Genomic DNA, 15636 nt, shown 5'->3' on the forward strand with positions numbered 1-15636 from the left:
CTTTCGGGCGGCCTTGGAGTAGGAGACAGCTGTGCCCATCGACCCGCAAACATGCCTTTCCGTCGATCCCGACATCGACCTGCACAACCCGGACCAGCGGTGCGAGCTCTCCAGCACGCACGGGGTTGTCCTGGCCGTCATCGCGGTCGGTGGCGCACTCGGCGCGTTGGCTCGCTACGGTCTGACCCTCGCCTGGCCCGCGCCGGCGGGCGGGTTCCCGTGGGCGGTGTTCACCATCAACGTTGCTGGGAGTTTCCTGCTCGGCGTGCTGATGGTGGTGATCACCGAGATCCGCCCGGCGCATCCGTTGGTTCGCCCGTTCCTCGGTGTCGGGATGCTCGGTGGTTTCACGACCTTCTCCACCTATGCCGAAGACATTCGCGCGCTGCTCGACCCGGACACGGTCGTTGTCGCCGCCGTCTACCTGGTCGCCACCCTCGTCGTGGCATTGCTCGCCACCACTGCCGGTGTGCTGCTCGCCCGTGCCGCGGCGCGGTTTGTCCGGGTCGAGGTCGCGTCATGAACGTGTTGCTGGTGATTCTGGGGGCGGCCGTCGGTGCGCCGTCGCGCTATCTGCTCGACCGGACCGTCCAGTCGCGTCACGACAGCCGATTCCCTTGGGGCACGTGGGCTGTCAACGTCTGTGGTTGTCTCGTCTTGGGCGGACTGACTGCCGCGGGTCTGTCGGCACCGTGGATGTTGTTGGCGGGCACCGGGTTCTGTGGTGCGTTCACCACGTACAGCACCTTCAGCTACGAGACCTTCCGCCTAGCCGAGCAAGGCGCATACCGGCACGCGATCCTCAACGCCGTAGTGGGTGTCGCCGCAGGCGTCGCCGCTGCCGTCCTCGGCTACTCCGTCGTCCACGTCCTGCACGGATAGGTTGCGGATACGCCGCGAAATCGGTGAGTACGGCCCAGACACGTTCGCGCGGAGCGGGAATGGTGATCTCGGTATCGAGGCGTGTCATGGTGTATCCCCTCGTTCGTGGCTCATGCGGAGCGGGTCTCGGCGTCGGTGACGAGGGTGCACAGCTGCTCAGGGGAGATCGGGCCGAGCAGGGTCCGGATGGGGACCGTGGTCCCGAAGGCGGATTTGATCTTGGTGCGCAGCTCAACGGCGAGTAGCGAATCCAGACCGATGGCGCGAAGTCGATTCGCCGCGCGAACCACCGATACATCCGGAATCTTGAGGGTTTCCATGATCAGCGATTCCAGGGTGCTGATCTGTTCGTCCGAGGCGGGCGCGCCGGTGTCCGCTGGGGTGGAAGGGGATTCGGTGTCGGCGCCCGGACGCAGTTCGTGCAGCAGCCTGTCGTGCCGCAGCGCTTGGTAGCGCGCGCTGAACTCGGCCCAGTCGGCGGGATAGCAGATCGGGAATGCGGCGCTCGCCGACGTCAGAACGTTCCACAAGAACGCATGCCCTTGTGCCGCACCGATTTCGCCGACCCCGGCCGGGGTGTAGTCGCGGTCCGGATCCAGATCGCGCAGCATGCCCGCGCCGGCCCAGAATCCCCACCGCACGCCCCGTACTCGCCCCGTGCCTGCCGCCGCGAGAATGCCCTCCATCGCGGCATTGGCCGCACCGTAGTGCGCGAACTGTGGCGATGGCAGCACTGCCGACGCGGACGAATAGGCGACGAGCAGCTGCGCTCCGATGCGATCGGCCAGCTCCACCAGTTGCCGGGTGCCATCGACCTTCGGGGCAAGCACCCGAACCCAATCGGCGCGACCGAGTTCGGTGAGCGGGCCGGTCGTGAGCCGTCCGGCGAGATGGAAGATGAACACCTCGCGTTCGACCGGTTGTAAACGTTGTTCGAGCAGGTCCACGGCTGATGGGTCGCTGATATCGCAGCGCACATAGTCGAAACGATCGTCGACGCTCACGTTTGCTCGAGTTCCGACAAGGATGATTTCCGCGAAGGCCCGGGATGCGAGGTCGGCTGCGAGAGCGGAGCCGAGTCCGCCGTTCCCGCCGACGATCAGCGCGGTGCGGCGTTTTTCGGAAAGTTCTGCCGCCGAGTCGATTTCGCCATCGGAGCCGACTTGGGACAGCAAGGCGCTCTCGATGTCCGCCGGAGCGTGGCGATAGCCGACCGACCGCGGCCAGCCGCCGGTCGGCGCGAGCTCGGGCATGGCACGGAGTGTCTCGTCGGCTCGCGCTGCCGGGCTGATCCGCTGGGCGACATGCACTGCCCACAGCACGTCCGGTAGTCGCCGCGCGTGCCGATACCGCCTGGGTAGCGGCCGGATGCCGATGGCTCGCGGACCGTGCACTGGATCGGACCAGATGAGCTCGATATCGCTGGCGCGCTGGGTGTGCGGGCGCACCTCGGCCGACCAGCGGTCGAGGTGGGGGTCGGTGGGGTGCGAGTAGTACGGGCGGGACTCCTGCGGTCGCTCAGTGAGCCGCGCCGCCAAGAGGTCTCCCGCGCTGTCTCGTCGCAACCTGTGCTCACCCCGCTCGGCGAGTTCGCGAATCGAGGGGAGCTCGCCGACTGGGCGATCCGCCGCGGCACAGATGACGGCGACGGCGAGGGTCGGGAACTCGTAACGGAGTGCCCCGGCGAGGGAGAACAGGAATCCGCTTACGGCTCCGGTGGATTGGTCGGCGGGCGGGTGCTCGATATCGTCCACGACGATGCCGAGGGGCACTTCGGCCTCGGTGGCCGCGCGAGCCAGACCGGTCAGTACCTGCCCGAGCGCGGCGAGGCAGTCGGTCAGCGCCGGTGCAGGGAGGTCGGTCGGGGTCTGCGCGTACACCAACAGTTCGCGACCCATGGCGGCCGTGGAAACTACGGTGGCGCAGGCGGTATCGATCAGATCGCGTACCTCCGACTCGGCGTGTGCGGTCGAGTCGGCAGCCGCGCCGAGCGCCGCGGCGGCGCGTACGGCACGGCCGAGTACCGAGTCGAAGAGTCCGACGACGCGCTGATCGGCCTGCCCGGCTCCCTCCGCACCGGTGAGCGGCACCCAGGTTCGGTATAGCGCCGGAATCCCGGACTGATTCTCCAGCGGGCGAATCCGCACGCCTTCGCACCGAATGACGAGCCGATCGTCGCTGTCGAGGACGACGATGTCGAAACCGGCGCCGGACCGGCTCGGCGCGATGATCGAGCGCACGCGGCCGCTCATTCGCGATCTGTGGAAACTCATCCGATCGACCCCTTCGAAATAGAAGGGACAGTTAGCTTTTCCGCCTGCGGCCAGACCGAAGTGCACAGCGGCCAGCCCGTGCAGCGCCGCATCGAACAGTGCCGGATCGATCTCTCCGCCGATCGAGGTCTGCTCGCCGAGATCAGCGGTGACGGCAGCCGATTCGGCGATGACATGGGCGTGCGAGGCGGAGGCCCAGAGTTCGGAGATCGCGCGAAACGGCCCGTCCCAGCGGTTTCCCGCCGCCGTGAATTCGCGATAGAAATCGGCCACCGACAGCGGCAGGAGATTCAGCGGTAGCTCGATCGCGGAACTCGTTGCGGCGGAATCGCCGCCGGTCACAGTGGCGGTGCAGCACAGGACCGGGACCGCACCGGGATCGGTGGTGAAATGAACCTCCACCTGGTTGCCGGTGACCGATACCGTGAGCGTGAGCTGATCGGTGTCGTCGTCGAGAACGATCGCCTCCACGAACCGCACGCTGTCGATACTCAGCGGCTGGCCGGTGCGGTACAGGGTGCGCACGATATAGCTGAGCGTCAAGGTCCCCGGCGCGACCGTCTCGCCGCGCACCTGATGCCCCGCGAGCACGCGCACCTGCGGCCCGCTCAGCTGATACGTCACCGACTCGGCCGGCTCGATGCCTCGCGGCGGCACCGGCAGGTGGGCGGGCAGCGGAGTCGCCACCTTCGGTGCGGCCGGTCGCAACGAGGGGACGTGCCGCGGCGTCTGTGGCCGGATCAGTGCCGCGGCCAGCTCGGACGACCACTGCGGCAGCTGTTTCGGACGCAGCGGCACATTCGCGGTGAACAGCGCGCCGAGCAGGGTGCGCAGGAAGTCCGCGTCGTCGTCCGAGTCGGTCGCCAGTATGGTTGCGGGGGACTGGGCCCGCAGATGCCCCGCCAGTACCGCGTGCGGACCGATATCGATGATGACGTCGTATCCGTCGTCGGCCAGTCGTGCGGCCACCGGCGGCAGGTCGACCGGGGTGCGCAGGTTGTCGAGCCAATGCTGCGGTGGAATAACGGATTTCGGTGCCGCGCCCGCCGCAGTGGTGCAGGAGTAGAACGGCAGCTCGGTGACCAGGTCGCCGAGGGCGGTAGCGGGGGCGAACGCGGGCAGCGCCGGTTCGACGAATCGGCTGTGTGAACCGAAGACCACGCCAAGCACGCGCGCCTCGTGCCCCCGCGTGACGGCGAGTTCGACCAGGGCATCGACGCTGTCACCGGCGCAGGCGAGCACCATACAGCTCGGACTGTTCACCACCGCCACGTCCGCCGAATCCGGAATCCAGGCACGCTCGCGCGCCACCTGCTCGCCGGTGATTACCACCATCTTGGTGTTGTGCGAATGTGCACGGACCGACTCGGTGCGGCCGACCAGCAGCCGCGCGGCCGTGTCCAAATCGAGTGCGCCCGCGACGCAGCCCGCGGCGATATCACCGAAACTGTGGCCGAGCACCGCATCCGGCCGGACCCCGTAGTCCCGCAGGGTGAAGGCGATGGCCAGTTGCGCCGCCCAGGTGGCATAGGGCTGCAATGCCGCCGGGATGTCGGGTCCGCCGTCGAGCAGCGGCTGCTCATCCTCGGTGAGGTGGCGGCGTACGGCAGCGTAGGTCGTGTGCAGGTGTACCCGCAGAACCGGGTCGTTCGTCGTGGCCGGATCCAGCCAGTGCGCCCCGAAACCGCCGAAAGCGAAAACCACCTTCGGGGTTTCGTGCCAGAGCCCGGAGATCAAGCCGGGTCCGGGCGCACCTACCACGCCGTCGGTGTCCTGGTGGGTGCGCCGGTGCTCGGCAGTGTGATTGACCCGATACGCGAGCGCCCGGTTCATGCGGTCGGAATCGGCGGCATCGTGCACGGTGGGTAGCGCCACAGCACCGGAGATCAGCTGCGGTAGCGATGGTAGTGGCTGCGGTGTAATGCTTTTCGGCTGCGGCGGCGCGGACAGAATGGCGTGCGCGTTGGTTCCGGTGATGCCGAACGAGCTGACGCCGACGACCGCATCCGGCGCCAGCGGCAGACTCGCCCCGACATGGGCGAACAGGCCGTGCTCGGCGGTGGCGAGTTCGGGCCGCAGTTCGCCGTGCGCGAGCATCGGCGGCACCAGGGCATGGTGCAGGCTCAGAGCTGCGACCACGAGCCCCGCCATCCCGGAGGTGGCCTCGCAGTGTCCGATCCGGGTTTTGATGGAACCGATCGGCAGCGGCCGCTGCCTGGCGGCGAAAATCTCGGCGAGACTATCGATTTCGACTTGATCGCCGACCGTGGTCCCGGTGCCGTGCGCCTCGATGTAGCCGACCTCGTCGGGTGCGCGACCGGACAGCGTCAAGGCGCGGCGAACGACATCGACCTGGCCCGCGACCGCCGGGGTCGGCAGTGACCCGCTCCGGCCACCATCGTTGCCGACCGCTACGGCTTCGATCACCGCGTAGATGCGATCCTGTTCGGCCAATGCGTCTTCCAGTGGTCGCAGCACCACGGTGGCGAACCCGTCGCTGCGGACGAATCCGTCCGCAGCGGTCGTGCCGAATTTGCAGCGCCCGTCGGCGGCGAGCATCCCGGAACGGTAGAACGACAGCGTTTCGTACGGGTCGAGTATCAAGTTGGTTGCGGCGGCCAGTGCGATCGAACAGTTGCCGACCAGGATGTTATCGATGGCGACGGCTACGGCCGACAGTCCGGATGAGCATGCGGTGTCGATGGTGATGGACGGCCCGGTGAGGCCGAAAACGTGGGACAGCCGTCCGGATAGCCCGCTGCCGGTATTGCCGACATTGCTCATGGCGTCGAGACCGGCGTCGTGGCGGGCGTTCTGCCAGTAGTCGCGGGTGATGTATCCGCTCACCACCGCGGTAGCGCGGCGTTGCAGATAGTCCAGGGTGAATCCGCTGTCCGCGATAGCCTCGAACGCCGTCTCCAGCAGGATGCGCTGCTGCGGGTCCATCACCTCGGCCTCGCGAGCGGAGATGCCGAAGGCCGGGTATTCGAAATCGTCCCAGCCGTCGATGAATCCACCAGTGCGGCACACCGTGTCGAATCCGGGCTCGGTGATGTCGTGGTCGGCGAGCAAGCGCGCCCGGCTCGCCGGGGCGGCCCCGATCTCGGTATCCGGACGCTGGAGCATCCGCCAGATCTCGGCAGGCCCGCGGCCGCCAGGCAGCCGCGCGCCGATGCCGACAATGGCAATTCGTCGGTCCATGCTCAGTCACTCTCGTTGGTTCGCGGCAGCATTCGCGGACTCGGTGCGGGTCAGCGAAAGCGCCTGGCCCGGACAGCAGCTCACGGCGTGGCGCAGCAGCGCAGGGTCGGCGGCGCGGGCCGCGTCGACGTCGATGACGACGAGCCCGCTCTCGTCCTGCTGAAATACGGTCGAATCGATGAGTACGCACATGCCCGCGCCGCAGCAGCGGGACCGGTCCGCGCGGAGCACGGTTACCTCGACGGCCGCACCGACAGCCGAGTCAGACCGTGCACGATGGTGTCGGCCTTCATCTCGTACGAGTCGAGGGCGAAGGTGTCGTATCGCTCGAGGAACACCCGCAGCGCCACCGTGAGCTCTACGCGCGCCAGCTGTTGCGCAACGCACTGGTGTACGCCGAAGCCGAAGGCGAGGTGGCCGCGGTCGCGGCGGGTGATATCCAGGATGTGCGGGTCCGGGAAGCGTCGGGCGTCGAAATTGGCGGCGGGCAAGGAGACGGTGATGGTCTCGCCCGGTCCGATGATGACCCCGCCGAGCTCGACCTCTTGGAGCGCGGCGCGGGAGATGCCGAATTGGATGATCGAGAAGAACCGGAGGTATTCCTCCACGGCGTCGTTGATCGCACTCCCGTCACCGCGAATAGCGTTGGCGGCCTTCGGATTCAGCAACAGGTGTAGGTAGCTCAGGGCGATCATGTTGGTGGTCGTCTCGTGACCCGCGGTGTAGAGCTGGAAGGCGACGCTGGTCATCTCATCGCGGCTGAGCTGCCCGTCGGCGATCATATTGGTGATGAATCCTGGTGCGCGGTCCGCGCTGCGTCGCGCCACGACCTCGCCGAGTTCGTCGAAGATGATGCCGAACATCTGCCGCACCTCGTCGGCGCTGGACTCCAGCGACAGCATGCGCTCCAAGCAGCGGGTCAGGGTATGGCTGACCGCCTCCTCGACACCCAGTAGTTCGGTGATCACCAGCGCGGGCAGGGGAGAGGCGACCTTCGAGACCAGGTCGACGGTTTCGTCCGTACCCGCGTCGAACAGCGCGTTCGCCCGATCCGCGATGTCGGCTTCCAGCTTGCGCATCTCACCCAGTCGCAGCGCCGCGGCCACGATGCGACGGTAGTGGGTGTGCTCGGGCGGGTCCATGCCGACGAACATGCCGGGCCGCTCCTCCGGCGGCTGTCCGTCGCCGATGGCCTCGTGAATGGCCGAGTGCCGCAGATCAGGACGCGAGCTGAACTCCGGCATGGTCAGTACCTTGCGGCACAGCTCGAAATCGGTGACGATCCAGCCGACGTGGCCCCCCGCGTAGCGAAGCCGGTGGATGGGACCGGCGGCGGCCAGGTCCATCAGCCCGGTGGGCAGCTCGAAGACGCCGGACCGCTCGCGCGGAATGGTAGGCAGGGATGCTTCGGGCTCACCCGTCACCAAGCCACCACCGGTCATTGAGTTGTTAGGCGATGCTGTGCTCATTGCTGTTCCCTGATCTCGGTGAGTGTGTGCGCGAGCGCGTCGGCGAAACGGCGGGCGTCGGTGGGTGTGTAGTCGGCGGAGTCCGCGATGAGAGTGATGTCGAGGGCACCCGTCGCTGGGCTCTCGTTCACGGCGATCATCGGCAGCGCCGGAATCGAGGACTCCGGCAGTACCAGGACTTTGCTGGCCTCGGCCAGCCTCGAAAACCGCCGCGCCGCACCGCGTGCATTCGACACCACGAGTTGAGCGGGCGCATTGTGTTCCGGTAGATAGCAACGCCCGTCGCGGAATGGTGCGGCAGGCGTCTGCGCCTCCAACTGATCCAAGAGTTCGTTGTCGCAGTGCACGGCGGCGGCTTCCCGCTCGGCAGAAGTACGGGTCGAGCGTGGCACTCGCACCAACGCTCCATGACTGCCATTGCCGATCACGCGTGGCGGAATAGCCTGTGCCCGTGCCGGATCGATGAATACCCGGCAGTCGACCGGTGCGCCGACCAGCACGTTGTCGCTGTCGCCGGGCACGAAAGGCGCGGCGGCGGTGGCAAGCACCGCGGTCAGTGATATGGCGGCGGCCGAGCACGCGTGGTCGATCGCGCGAACCAGGTCGGCGTCGAGGTGCAGGGTCACCGGTTGCGCGGGCTTCAACGGTGCACCGACCGCCCCGCTGTAGAACAGTCGCGTCTGCCGAATGGCGTCGGCCGACTGCGGGCCGCCCAGTACTCGTTCGGCCGCGATCGGCCAATCCCGTGCCAGCTCAGCCGGTATCGAATCCGCCTCGGGCGCGATACCGATCAGCCCGAGCAGGTGATCGACCAGCGAGAGGATGCCGGTCACATCGCACAGCGCGTGGTGCACGCGGCCCGTGACCCGGATTGCGCCTGGACCCGTGACATCGACGGCAAAGGCCGACAGTGCGCCGTCCACCCGCGCACCCTGCTCTGTCCGCTCGACGGTCGGCGTGCGCTCAGGTGGTTCGAATACGAATCCCTCTGCGCTGCGGACGATTCGGCTGCCCAGCCGGGGCAGGTCCGCGTAGAGCCGCCGCATTCCGGACGCCGCCGACCGCGGTGCCACGGCCGTAAGCACCTCCACCTCGAATCCGGTCTGCCAGTCGAGGAAGGCGTGAAACACCTCGCTCGGCTCCAGAAGTCGCGTCACGACGGCTCACCCGCTGCCGTCGGCATCCGGCGCACCTGGGCATCCACGGTGCCCGGAATGATGGTGGCCAGCGGCCGCCCGTCGGGGTGCTGCGCTGTCGCTTTCTCAATGCGCACCGCCGCCAGCAGTTCCGCTACCACGATCCACATCATCTGCCAGGCGTACTGTTCGCCAACGCAGTGCCGGGGGCCGAGCCCGAACGGAGTGTAGGTGCCCTTGGCGACCGGACAACCGTTGCTGCCGAAGGTTTCCGGCTCGAAGGCCGCGCCGGCAGGGAAGTGCGTCCTGTCCCGATGCATGGCCCACGGGCTGTACATGACCTCCGTGCCGGCCGGCAAGCTGAGGCCACGAAGTTCGGTGTCGTGGGTGGTGCGCCGGGAGATGACCAGAATGGGCTGACGGCAGCGCAGCAGTTCGGAGAGCACCTGTTTGAGCACGGGCGTCTCGGCCAGATCCGGACTGTACGGCACCCCTCGGTCTTTTGCTGCGGCCGACTCGGCCCGCAGTGTCTCCTGCAGTGCCGAGTCGCGCGCCAACTCGACGGTCAACCAGGACAGTGCGGTGGCCGCCGTCTCCGCCCCGGCCATGGTGACCGCCACGATCTGATCGGCCATTTCATCGGCGGACAGTGGTTTCCCGTCGGTACCGCGTACCGTCCGCATGACCGAGATGAGATCGAGGCGATCCGGATCGGCGCCCTCCGGTGCTGTCATGGCCGTGGTAATGGCCGCGCGCAGGCGGTCCATGGCGTTGTCGTGCCTGCGATTGCGTTTGGTGGGAATGCGCAGGTACCAGGCGGGGGCCACGGTACGGAACATGATCGCTTCCAGCACCAGTCCGAGCCATTCGTGGATGCGATCGAACTCGGCGTGGCCGATCTCTGCGCCGAACATGGTTGCGGCCAAGATTTTGAAGGTCATCCGGTGCAGGGCCGCGTCGATGTCGAGGACGGTGTCCCACACCGCCAACTCCGCGCGCACCACGTCGATCATGACCTCGGACAGCCCGACCACGTGATCGCGTTTGAAGAACCGATCCAGATAGTCGCGTTGCCTGCCGTGTTCCTCGCCGTTGGCGAGTACAACGCCATTGCCCGCCAGCCGCCGGACCCGGTCGTAGAACACGCCCTTCTCGAAGTGGCCGCGCCGGTCCACCAGCATGTCGTTGATCAGCAGTGGATCGGTGAGAAAAACGAAATCCCGTCCCAGCGCAGTGAATACATGAACGGCTGCCGCCGAATTGAGCGTGGTTACCCGCGCGAGCGGATCCCGCGCGAGCGGCAGCAGTTGCCGGAGGAGCCCGAGGCCGGAGTGCACGCGGGTGGTGTACCCCGCCGCGCGCTCAGGCCAGCCCTTCGGCAAGGAGGTCGCGGTAGCACTTGTCGGTGAAGATGGTGCTGCCGTGCTCGAACCGAACGACTTGAGGATACCGGCCATCCCACCGATGCCTTTCTCCGTTGTATCGCGTTGTGCGGTAAGACCAATCAACGTTGCCGCACATCATGTTCCAGAGCAGTCCGCCGTACACACTCACCGGGTGATCACGGCCGAGGGTGCTGACGGTCGTGCCGAGTGTGCGCCGGAAATCGATTTCGTTGCGCAACACCTCGAGCCCCACCCGATCGAAAGCCTGCTGTACCGAAAGGTTCTCGCTGAGAACGAGGGTGGCGACTGCGTTCACCGCGTCGTCGGCGTCGGCCTCGGCACGGAAAGAGAACAGATCGTTCGCGAGGGCGATGTGGTCGAGCGCGTGGCCGAGTAGCCGCGCACGGAATTCCGCGCCGTCCACCGTGGCTTCCGCGAACGGTGGCGCGAGCGCCTCGCCGAGGGCGAAATACATGCCCATGCCGACGCTGTTGCGCCGCATGCGCAGATAGGTGTCGAAGTCGTAGACGATGGCGGAGTTCCGATAGTGCACCTCCTCCACGCAGCCGATGAAGAACCGCTCCACTTCGTGGTGGAAGCTGTCCCACACCGGGGGCGTCAGGTAGCGGTGCAGCGTGGTCAGGCACTCGTGCAGCGGTTTGAACCAGATGGTGAGCTCTTCGTCGGCGGGCCGATCGACGATGTTCCCGTCGAACAGGACGTCGATGGCGCCCTTCATCGCTGCCGCGTATTCCGGATCGCTGCCGAGCAGATCCTTGTCCACCAGGGCGTTGTCCAGGATGGACAGGTATTCGGTGTATCGCGCCGCGGCGACCAGGAATTCGTAGGGCGCGGTGGGCAGGACCAGGATGGTCCACAGGGAGGCGCGTTCGGCGAGCAGTGTGGTCAGCGCCGCGGGGGGCAGCAGGTCGGCAAGCCCGTGGCGGCACCACTCGTGGCTGTCGGCCACCACCTGCTCGGCGTCGGGGCGTTCCAGTGCGGGTACGCAATGCTGAAAACTCGGCAACAAGACCTGGGTGCCAACCAGTGAGTGGTTGAAATTCTTTGCCATGAGGTCAGGCGCTCTCGTCGAGATGGACCGGAAGCTGATCATGCGGATTCAGCTCGTGTTCGATTCGGCCGATGATGTGGTCACCCAAACCGCTGTCGCGCAACAGTGTTCGAGCACGATTCATGAGTTTTCGCAGGTCGACGGTGATCTGTGTAATGTGTGCGTGCACCAGCCGTCGATACTGGTCGAGGTCGCGTTCGGTGCAGTCACCGCGGCCGTACACCTGGCTGAGCCCGGCGCGTTCGGCCGGGCTGGCGTGCGCGGTCACGATATGGTGCAGCAGCGTGGCCTTGCCCGCGTTCATATCGTCGAGGGAGTTCTTGCCGGTGAGCGCCGGTTCGGCTAGCACCTCGTTGAGGTCGTCGAGCAGCTGGAACGCCTCGCCGTAGGCCGAGCCGGCGGCCACCAGCAGCGGCACGCACCGCTCGTCGGCGCCCGCGCACCGGGCGGCCAGGATCATCGGCGCGATCACGGTGTACCACGCCGTCTTGTTCACCGACATCTCCGTGATCACGGTGCGGTCGGCCCGCGTACGGCATTGTTCGAGCACCGAGTCCTGGAATTCGCCGACCACCGTGCGCAGCTGCGTCTCCTGAAAGAAATGAGCGACGCGGTCCCGCGAGGGGGTGTCGATGCGGTCGATGGCGCGGGCGGCCAAAACCAGTAGCGCGTCCCCGCCGAGCAGTCCCGCCGCGACATCGAGCCGGGTCGTAGCGAGTGCGGGCGTGTCGGCGGAGGTGAGGTCGGTGATGCCACTCCAGCCGATGTGGAACGCCGGATGGTGTCTGCGAGTGGGGCTTTCATCGATGATGTCATCGTGGATGAGCGCCGCCGTGTGAAACAGTTCGAGGGCGGCGCAGGCGTGGCCGAGCGCGATCAGGGCCGCCTCCTCGGTGCCCCGGAACCCATCCAGCGCGTGGGCCGCCACCCGAGTGCGCCGCATACTGCCGAACTGCCCGACATAGTCGCGCAACCGTTGCGTGAACACGGGTACCCCGGTCGCCGAACCGGAGGTCGAATCCGCCGCCAGTGTGGCGAATTCGGTGAGAAGCTGCGCGACATTCGCCTGGACCCGATCGACAAGTCGTGCGGCTGTCGGTGCGCCACTCACGACTCCACCTCGCTGGCGCTCGGCTCCGTCGTGCTGTGTTGATGGTTCACTCGCCGGCGCTCGCTCATAGCGGAACCACACTGCGCAACCGCATCGGCAGGGCGCCCGGCACGAGTGCGCCCATTGCCGCCGCGGGCACCTGCTGGCCCGGCTGCAGTGAAAGTTCGTAGCGCTGCAGGATATTGACGATGGCGATGGCGATTTCGATCCACGCGAAGTGCTCGCCGATGCAATTGCGCACACCGGCGCCGAACGGCAGAAAGGCGGTGCGCGGGTACTTTTTGGCGTCGTCGAGCCAGCGGTCGGGTCTGAACTCGTCGGGGTGGTCGTACACGCTCTCGTCGCGTTGGATGGCGTACACGGAGTAGAACACCTGGGTACCGGGTGGCAGTTCGAAACCGCCGAGGGTGGTGGTCTCCAACGTGCGCCGGCCCAGCGCCCATACCGGCGGATAGAGCCGCAACGATTCCTTGACCGCAGCCTGCAGCAGGGAAAGCCGCTGCACGGCCTGCACGGTGCTGTCGGTGGCCACATCGAACCCGGCTACCTCGGCGCGTATCCGCTCCTGGATCTCCGGATGCCGGGCCAGCAGATAGCAGGTCCACGCGATGGCGCTCGGCGTGGTCTCCGAGCCTGCGGTGAGGAAGGTCAGGAATTCATTGAGGATCTGAGCCCGGTCGTTGTCGCGGCGGGTGACCTCGTCGTCGGTACCGGTGAGCACGTCCATCAGGTCGGCCCGGTCGCCGGCCGCGCGCTGCGCGCTCAGCCGGGCGTCGACCAACCGATCGCCGAGTGCGCGCAGATCGGCGATGGCCGCGTAGAACGCCCGGTTCTCCGGAGTCGGGATGGTGTCGAACAGTCGGGGCGGCAGTGCTCCACGTTTCTCGATACCGGAGATGACGATGGGCATCTTGGCGCGCACCAACTCCACATCGCGGTCGGTCATGACGGTGGAGAACAGAGTGTCGATGACGACGCGAGTGGCGAGCCGGTAGAACTCCGGATACAGCTCGACCGTGTCTTTGCCGCGCCAGGACTCCACCATGGCCGTGCTGTAGGTGTGCATGGCGTCGATGTAGTCGCTGATGGACGGCTTGTTGAACATGGGCTGCATCAGCCTGCGCTGACGCATGTGCAAGTCGCCCTCCGCCAGCAGCACCCCATCGCCGAGCATGGCCCGCGCCCGCTCGTACTGGATGCCCTTGTCGTACTTCTTGGCGTCGGTGACCAGAATTTGGTACAGCAGTTCGTGATTGGAGACCAAGCAGGCGTCTTTCCAGCCGATCTTGATCCGGGACAGCGGTGCAGTGCGGGCCGCGGCGCTGAAGAATTTCAGCGGATCCTGCCAGATGTCGAGTGCGTGTCCGACCAGTGGTTTGGCATGCGGCACCAACGGGGGTTTGGGGGTCATGACGGAATTCCTCACCAGCAGATGGGTAGCGAACTGAAACAGCGGAAGACGAATCCGCCGGGAACGCGCTGCGGTGGCGCGGCGTCGTCGAAACGCGGGGCGGCCGGAACCGCGGCAAGCAGGACCTCCAGCGCGATGCGCGCCTCGGTGCGGCCCAGATGCGAACCCATGCACCGGTGGATACCGTGGCCGAAGCCGATGTGCCTGTGGCCGTTGGCTTCCGGGTCGGCTGTGCCGTTGTCGGAGCCGGCCAGCGCGCCGAAAGCGCCGATCGCCAGGTGCAGCCGTGCACCGGCCGCCACGGTGACACCGCGGATCTCGGTGTCGCGCTCCACCGATCGGGGCGCACTCTGCACCGCGGGGTCGGCGGCCATCGTCTCCTCGATGAAATCCGGTACAGCCGTGGGATTGTCGGCGAGCTCGGCCCAGCGACCGGTGTCGATGAGCCGGGCCACCGCGTTGCCGATGAGGCCGGAGGTCGTCTCGTGTCCGGCGGCGATCATGACCCGGATGGCGACAATGATGTCATCCACGTCGTGTACCGCGCCGGAGCCGCCGATGGCATCGACCATCTCCAGCAGGAGGCAGGGGCGGTGTTGCGCCACGGTCTCCTGGATCAAGCGCCGCACGTACTCCTCGTAGACACGCACGGCCTCGGCCGCCTGGACCTGCGCCTCCGGCGGGAGGGGGGCGAGCTGCAAAGCCAGCCACAGGTCGTTCCACTGTTTGACCTGCGCACGGTCCTCGGTCGGGATGCCGATCATGTCCGAGATGATCGTGATGGGGAGCGGGAAGGCGAGCTCACGCATTACGTCGAAACCAGTGCGCGTGCCGAGGTCGGCGCACATATCGACGGCCAGCGCGCGGATCGTCGGGGCCAGCTTGTCCACCGCCGCGGGTGTGAACGGCCGGATGAAGGTCTTGCGGAAGGCCGTGTGCTTCGGCGGCGGCTCGTTGAACAGGGCGCTGCGATAGAACAACGTACCCGCCAGGATCGCCCGTGCCTCATCGCAGACCGGCACCTGGCCTTCCAGATTGTGCACGCTGGTGTAGGTCTGGTGATCCTCGAAGATCTCGAGGATGAGGGCAGGATCGGTGACGACATAGTCGGTCGGACCGACCGGGGTCAAAGGTGCGTCCGAATTCATGGCTCGATACACCGAATATGGATCGGCCGTGAAGTCTTCAATGGTACCGGTGAACGACACGGAAATCCCTCCAACTCCCAATCTGATTCACCGCCGCGACACTATTGGGCGGTGCGATAGAGAGAAGTCGCGCACCGGCCATCCTCCGGGAACCGTTCCCGAACCCCACCGCCGGTTCCGGCTGCCCCGTTGTCCGGGGCTCAGCCGGTGACCTCTCCAGATCGGACATTAATCCGTCCCCAGTGGAGTCGCAACCTGTTTGGAAGCCCCAAAACTAGTGTCCCGCAATGAGTGCCGTCGGATGGTATGGTGCCAGCGAATGCTGGGACATGGTGCTGCCGGCGGGTAGTCGTGCGTCCAACTCGCGGGCTGCCTCCCTCGGGGAGGGCGCCCGACGAGCCATGCGGACTGCGCCTGACTTGGGGAACTGCTATATCACATAACTATTTCTGTGACTATTGATGTTGTAGCACTGTTTGTGGTATTGGGTAACGCGGGTGATGGCAAGGAATTCGTCGCTCGAACCGGGTGTGGATCAGCCGGTTTCG

General features: G+C 66.6%; 11 protein-coding genes. 2 read left to right on the forward strand and 9 right to left on the reverse strand.

The genetic code is table 11. The features are described 5' to 3' along the window. Positions 1 to 31: 31 nt before the first annotated feature. Both crcB (ACIA8C_RS20360) and crcB (ACIA8C_RS20365) read left to right on the forward strand, forming a co-directional pair. On the forward strand, positions 32 to 523 hold the full coding sequence (gene crcB, locus ACIA8C_RS20360) for a fluoride efflux transporter CrcB (RefSeq protein ID WP_397136812.1): 492 nt from the start codon (positions 32 to 34) through the stop codon (positions 521 to 523). Further along, a complete protein-coding gene (crcB, locus tag ACIA8C_RS20365; protein WP_397136814.1) occupies positions 520 to 882 on the forward strand; it encodes a fluoride efflux transporter CrcB in 363 nt (120 codons plus the stop codon). The genes crcB (ACIA8C_RS20360) and crcB (ACIA8C_RS20365) overlap by 4 nt, the downstream gene beginning before the upstream one ends. A gap of 110 nt (positions 883 to 992) precedes the next feature. Here the strand turns inward: crcB (ACIA8C_RS20365) and ACIA8C_RS20370 are convergent, their stop codons facing one another. The 9 genes from ACIA8C_RS20370 to ACIA8C_RS20410 all read right to left on the reverse strand — a co-directional run bounded on the left by ACIA8C_RS20370 (position 993) and on the right by ACIA8C_RS20410 (position 15148). After that, positions 993 to 6356, reverse strand: a complete 5364-nt coding sequence (locus tag ACIA8C_RS20370; protein ID WP_397136816.1) for an SDR family NAD(P)-dependent oxidoreductase — start codon at positions 6354 to 6356, stop codon at positions 993 to 995. A gap of 6 nt (positions 6357 to 6362) precedes the next feature. Beyond that, positions 6363 to 6587, reverse strand: coding sequence for a ferredoxin (locus ACIA8C_RS20375; RefSeq protein WP_397136818.1), 225 nt, complete (start codon positions 6585 to 6587; stop codon positions 6363 to 6365). 2 nt (positions 6588 to 6589) lie between these two features. Further along, positions 6590 to 7825, reverse strand: a complete 1236-nt coding sequence (locus tag ACIA8C_RS20380) for a cytochrome P450 (protein ID WP_397136820.1) — start codon at positions 7823 to 7825, stop codon at positions 6590 to 6592. After that, complete coding sequence (locus ACIA8C_RS20385; RefSeq protein ID WP_397136823.1) at positions 7822 to 8982, reverse strand: hypothetical protein; 1161 nt, start codon at positions 8980 to 8982, stop codon at positions 7822 to 7824. The genes ACIA8C_RS20380 and ACIA8C_RS20385 overlap by 4 nt, the downstream gene beginning before the upstream one ends. Beyond that, a complete protein-coding gene (locus tag ACIA8C_RS20390) occupies positions 8979 to 10343 on the reverse strand; it encodes a cytochrome P450 (protein ID WP_397136825.1) in 1365 nt (454 codons plus the stop codon). The genes ACIA8C_RS20385 and ACIA8C_RS20390 overlap by 4 nt, the downstream gene beginning before the upstream one ends. Further along, positions 10324 to 11418 (reverse strand): terpene synthase family protein, encoded by a 1095-nt coding sequence (locus ACIA8C_RS20395; protein ID WP_397136827.1) that lies wholly within the window; start codon positions 11416 to 11418, stop codon positions 10324 to 10326. Before ACIA8C_RS20395 ends, ACIA8C_RS20390 begins: the two co-directional genes overlap by 20 nt. A gap of 4 nt (positions 11419 to 11422) precedes the next feature. After that, positions 11423 to 12529, reverse strand: a complete 1107-nt coding sequence (locus ACIA8C_RS20400) for a polyprenyl synthetase family protein (RefSeq protein WP_397136829.1) — start codon at positions 12527 to 12529, stop codon at positions 11423 to 11425. Positions 12530 to 12593: 64 nt separating this feature from the next. Further along, positions 12594 to 13940 carry a cytochrome P450 gene (locus tag ACIA8C_RS20405; protein ID WP_397136831.1) on the reverse strand — a complete coding sequence of 449 codons (1347 nt, stop codon included), beginning with the start codon at positions 13938 to 13940 and terminating at the stop codon, positions 12594 to 12596. An 11-nt stretch (positions 13941 to 13951) separates the two neighbouring features. Beyond that, entirely contained in the window at positions 13952 to 15148 is a 1197-nt protein-coding gene (locus ACIA8C_RS20410) for a hypothetical protein (RefSeq protein WP_397136833.1), read from the reverse strand. Positions 15149 to 15636: the final 488 nt, after the last annotated feature.

This window comes from Nocardia sp. NPDC051321 (genome assembly GCF_044455225.1).
Classification (GTDB): domain Bacteria; phylum Actinomycetota; class Actinomycetes; order Mycobacteriales; family Mycobacteriaceae; genus Nocardia.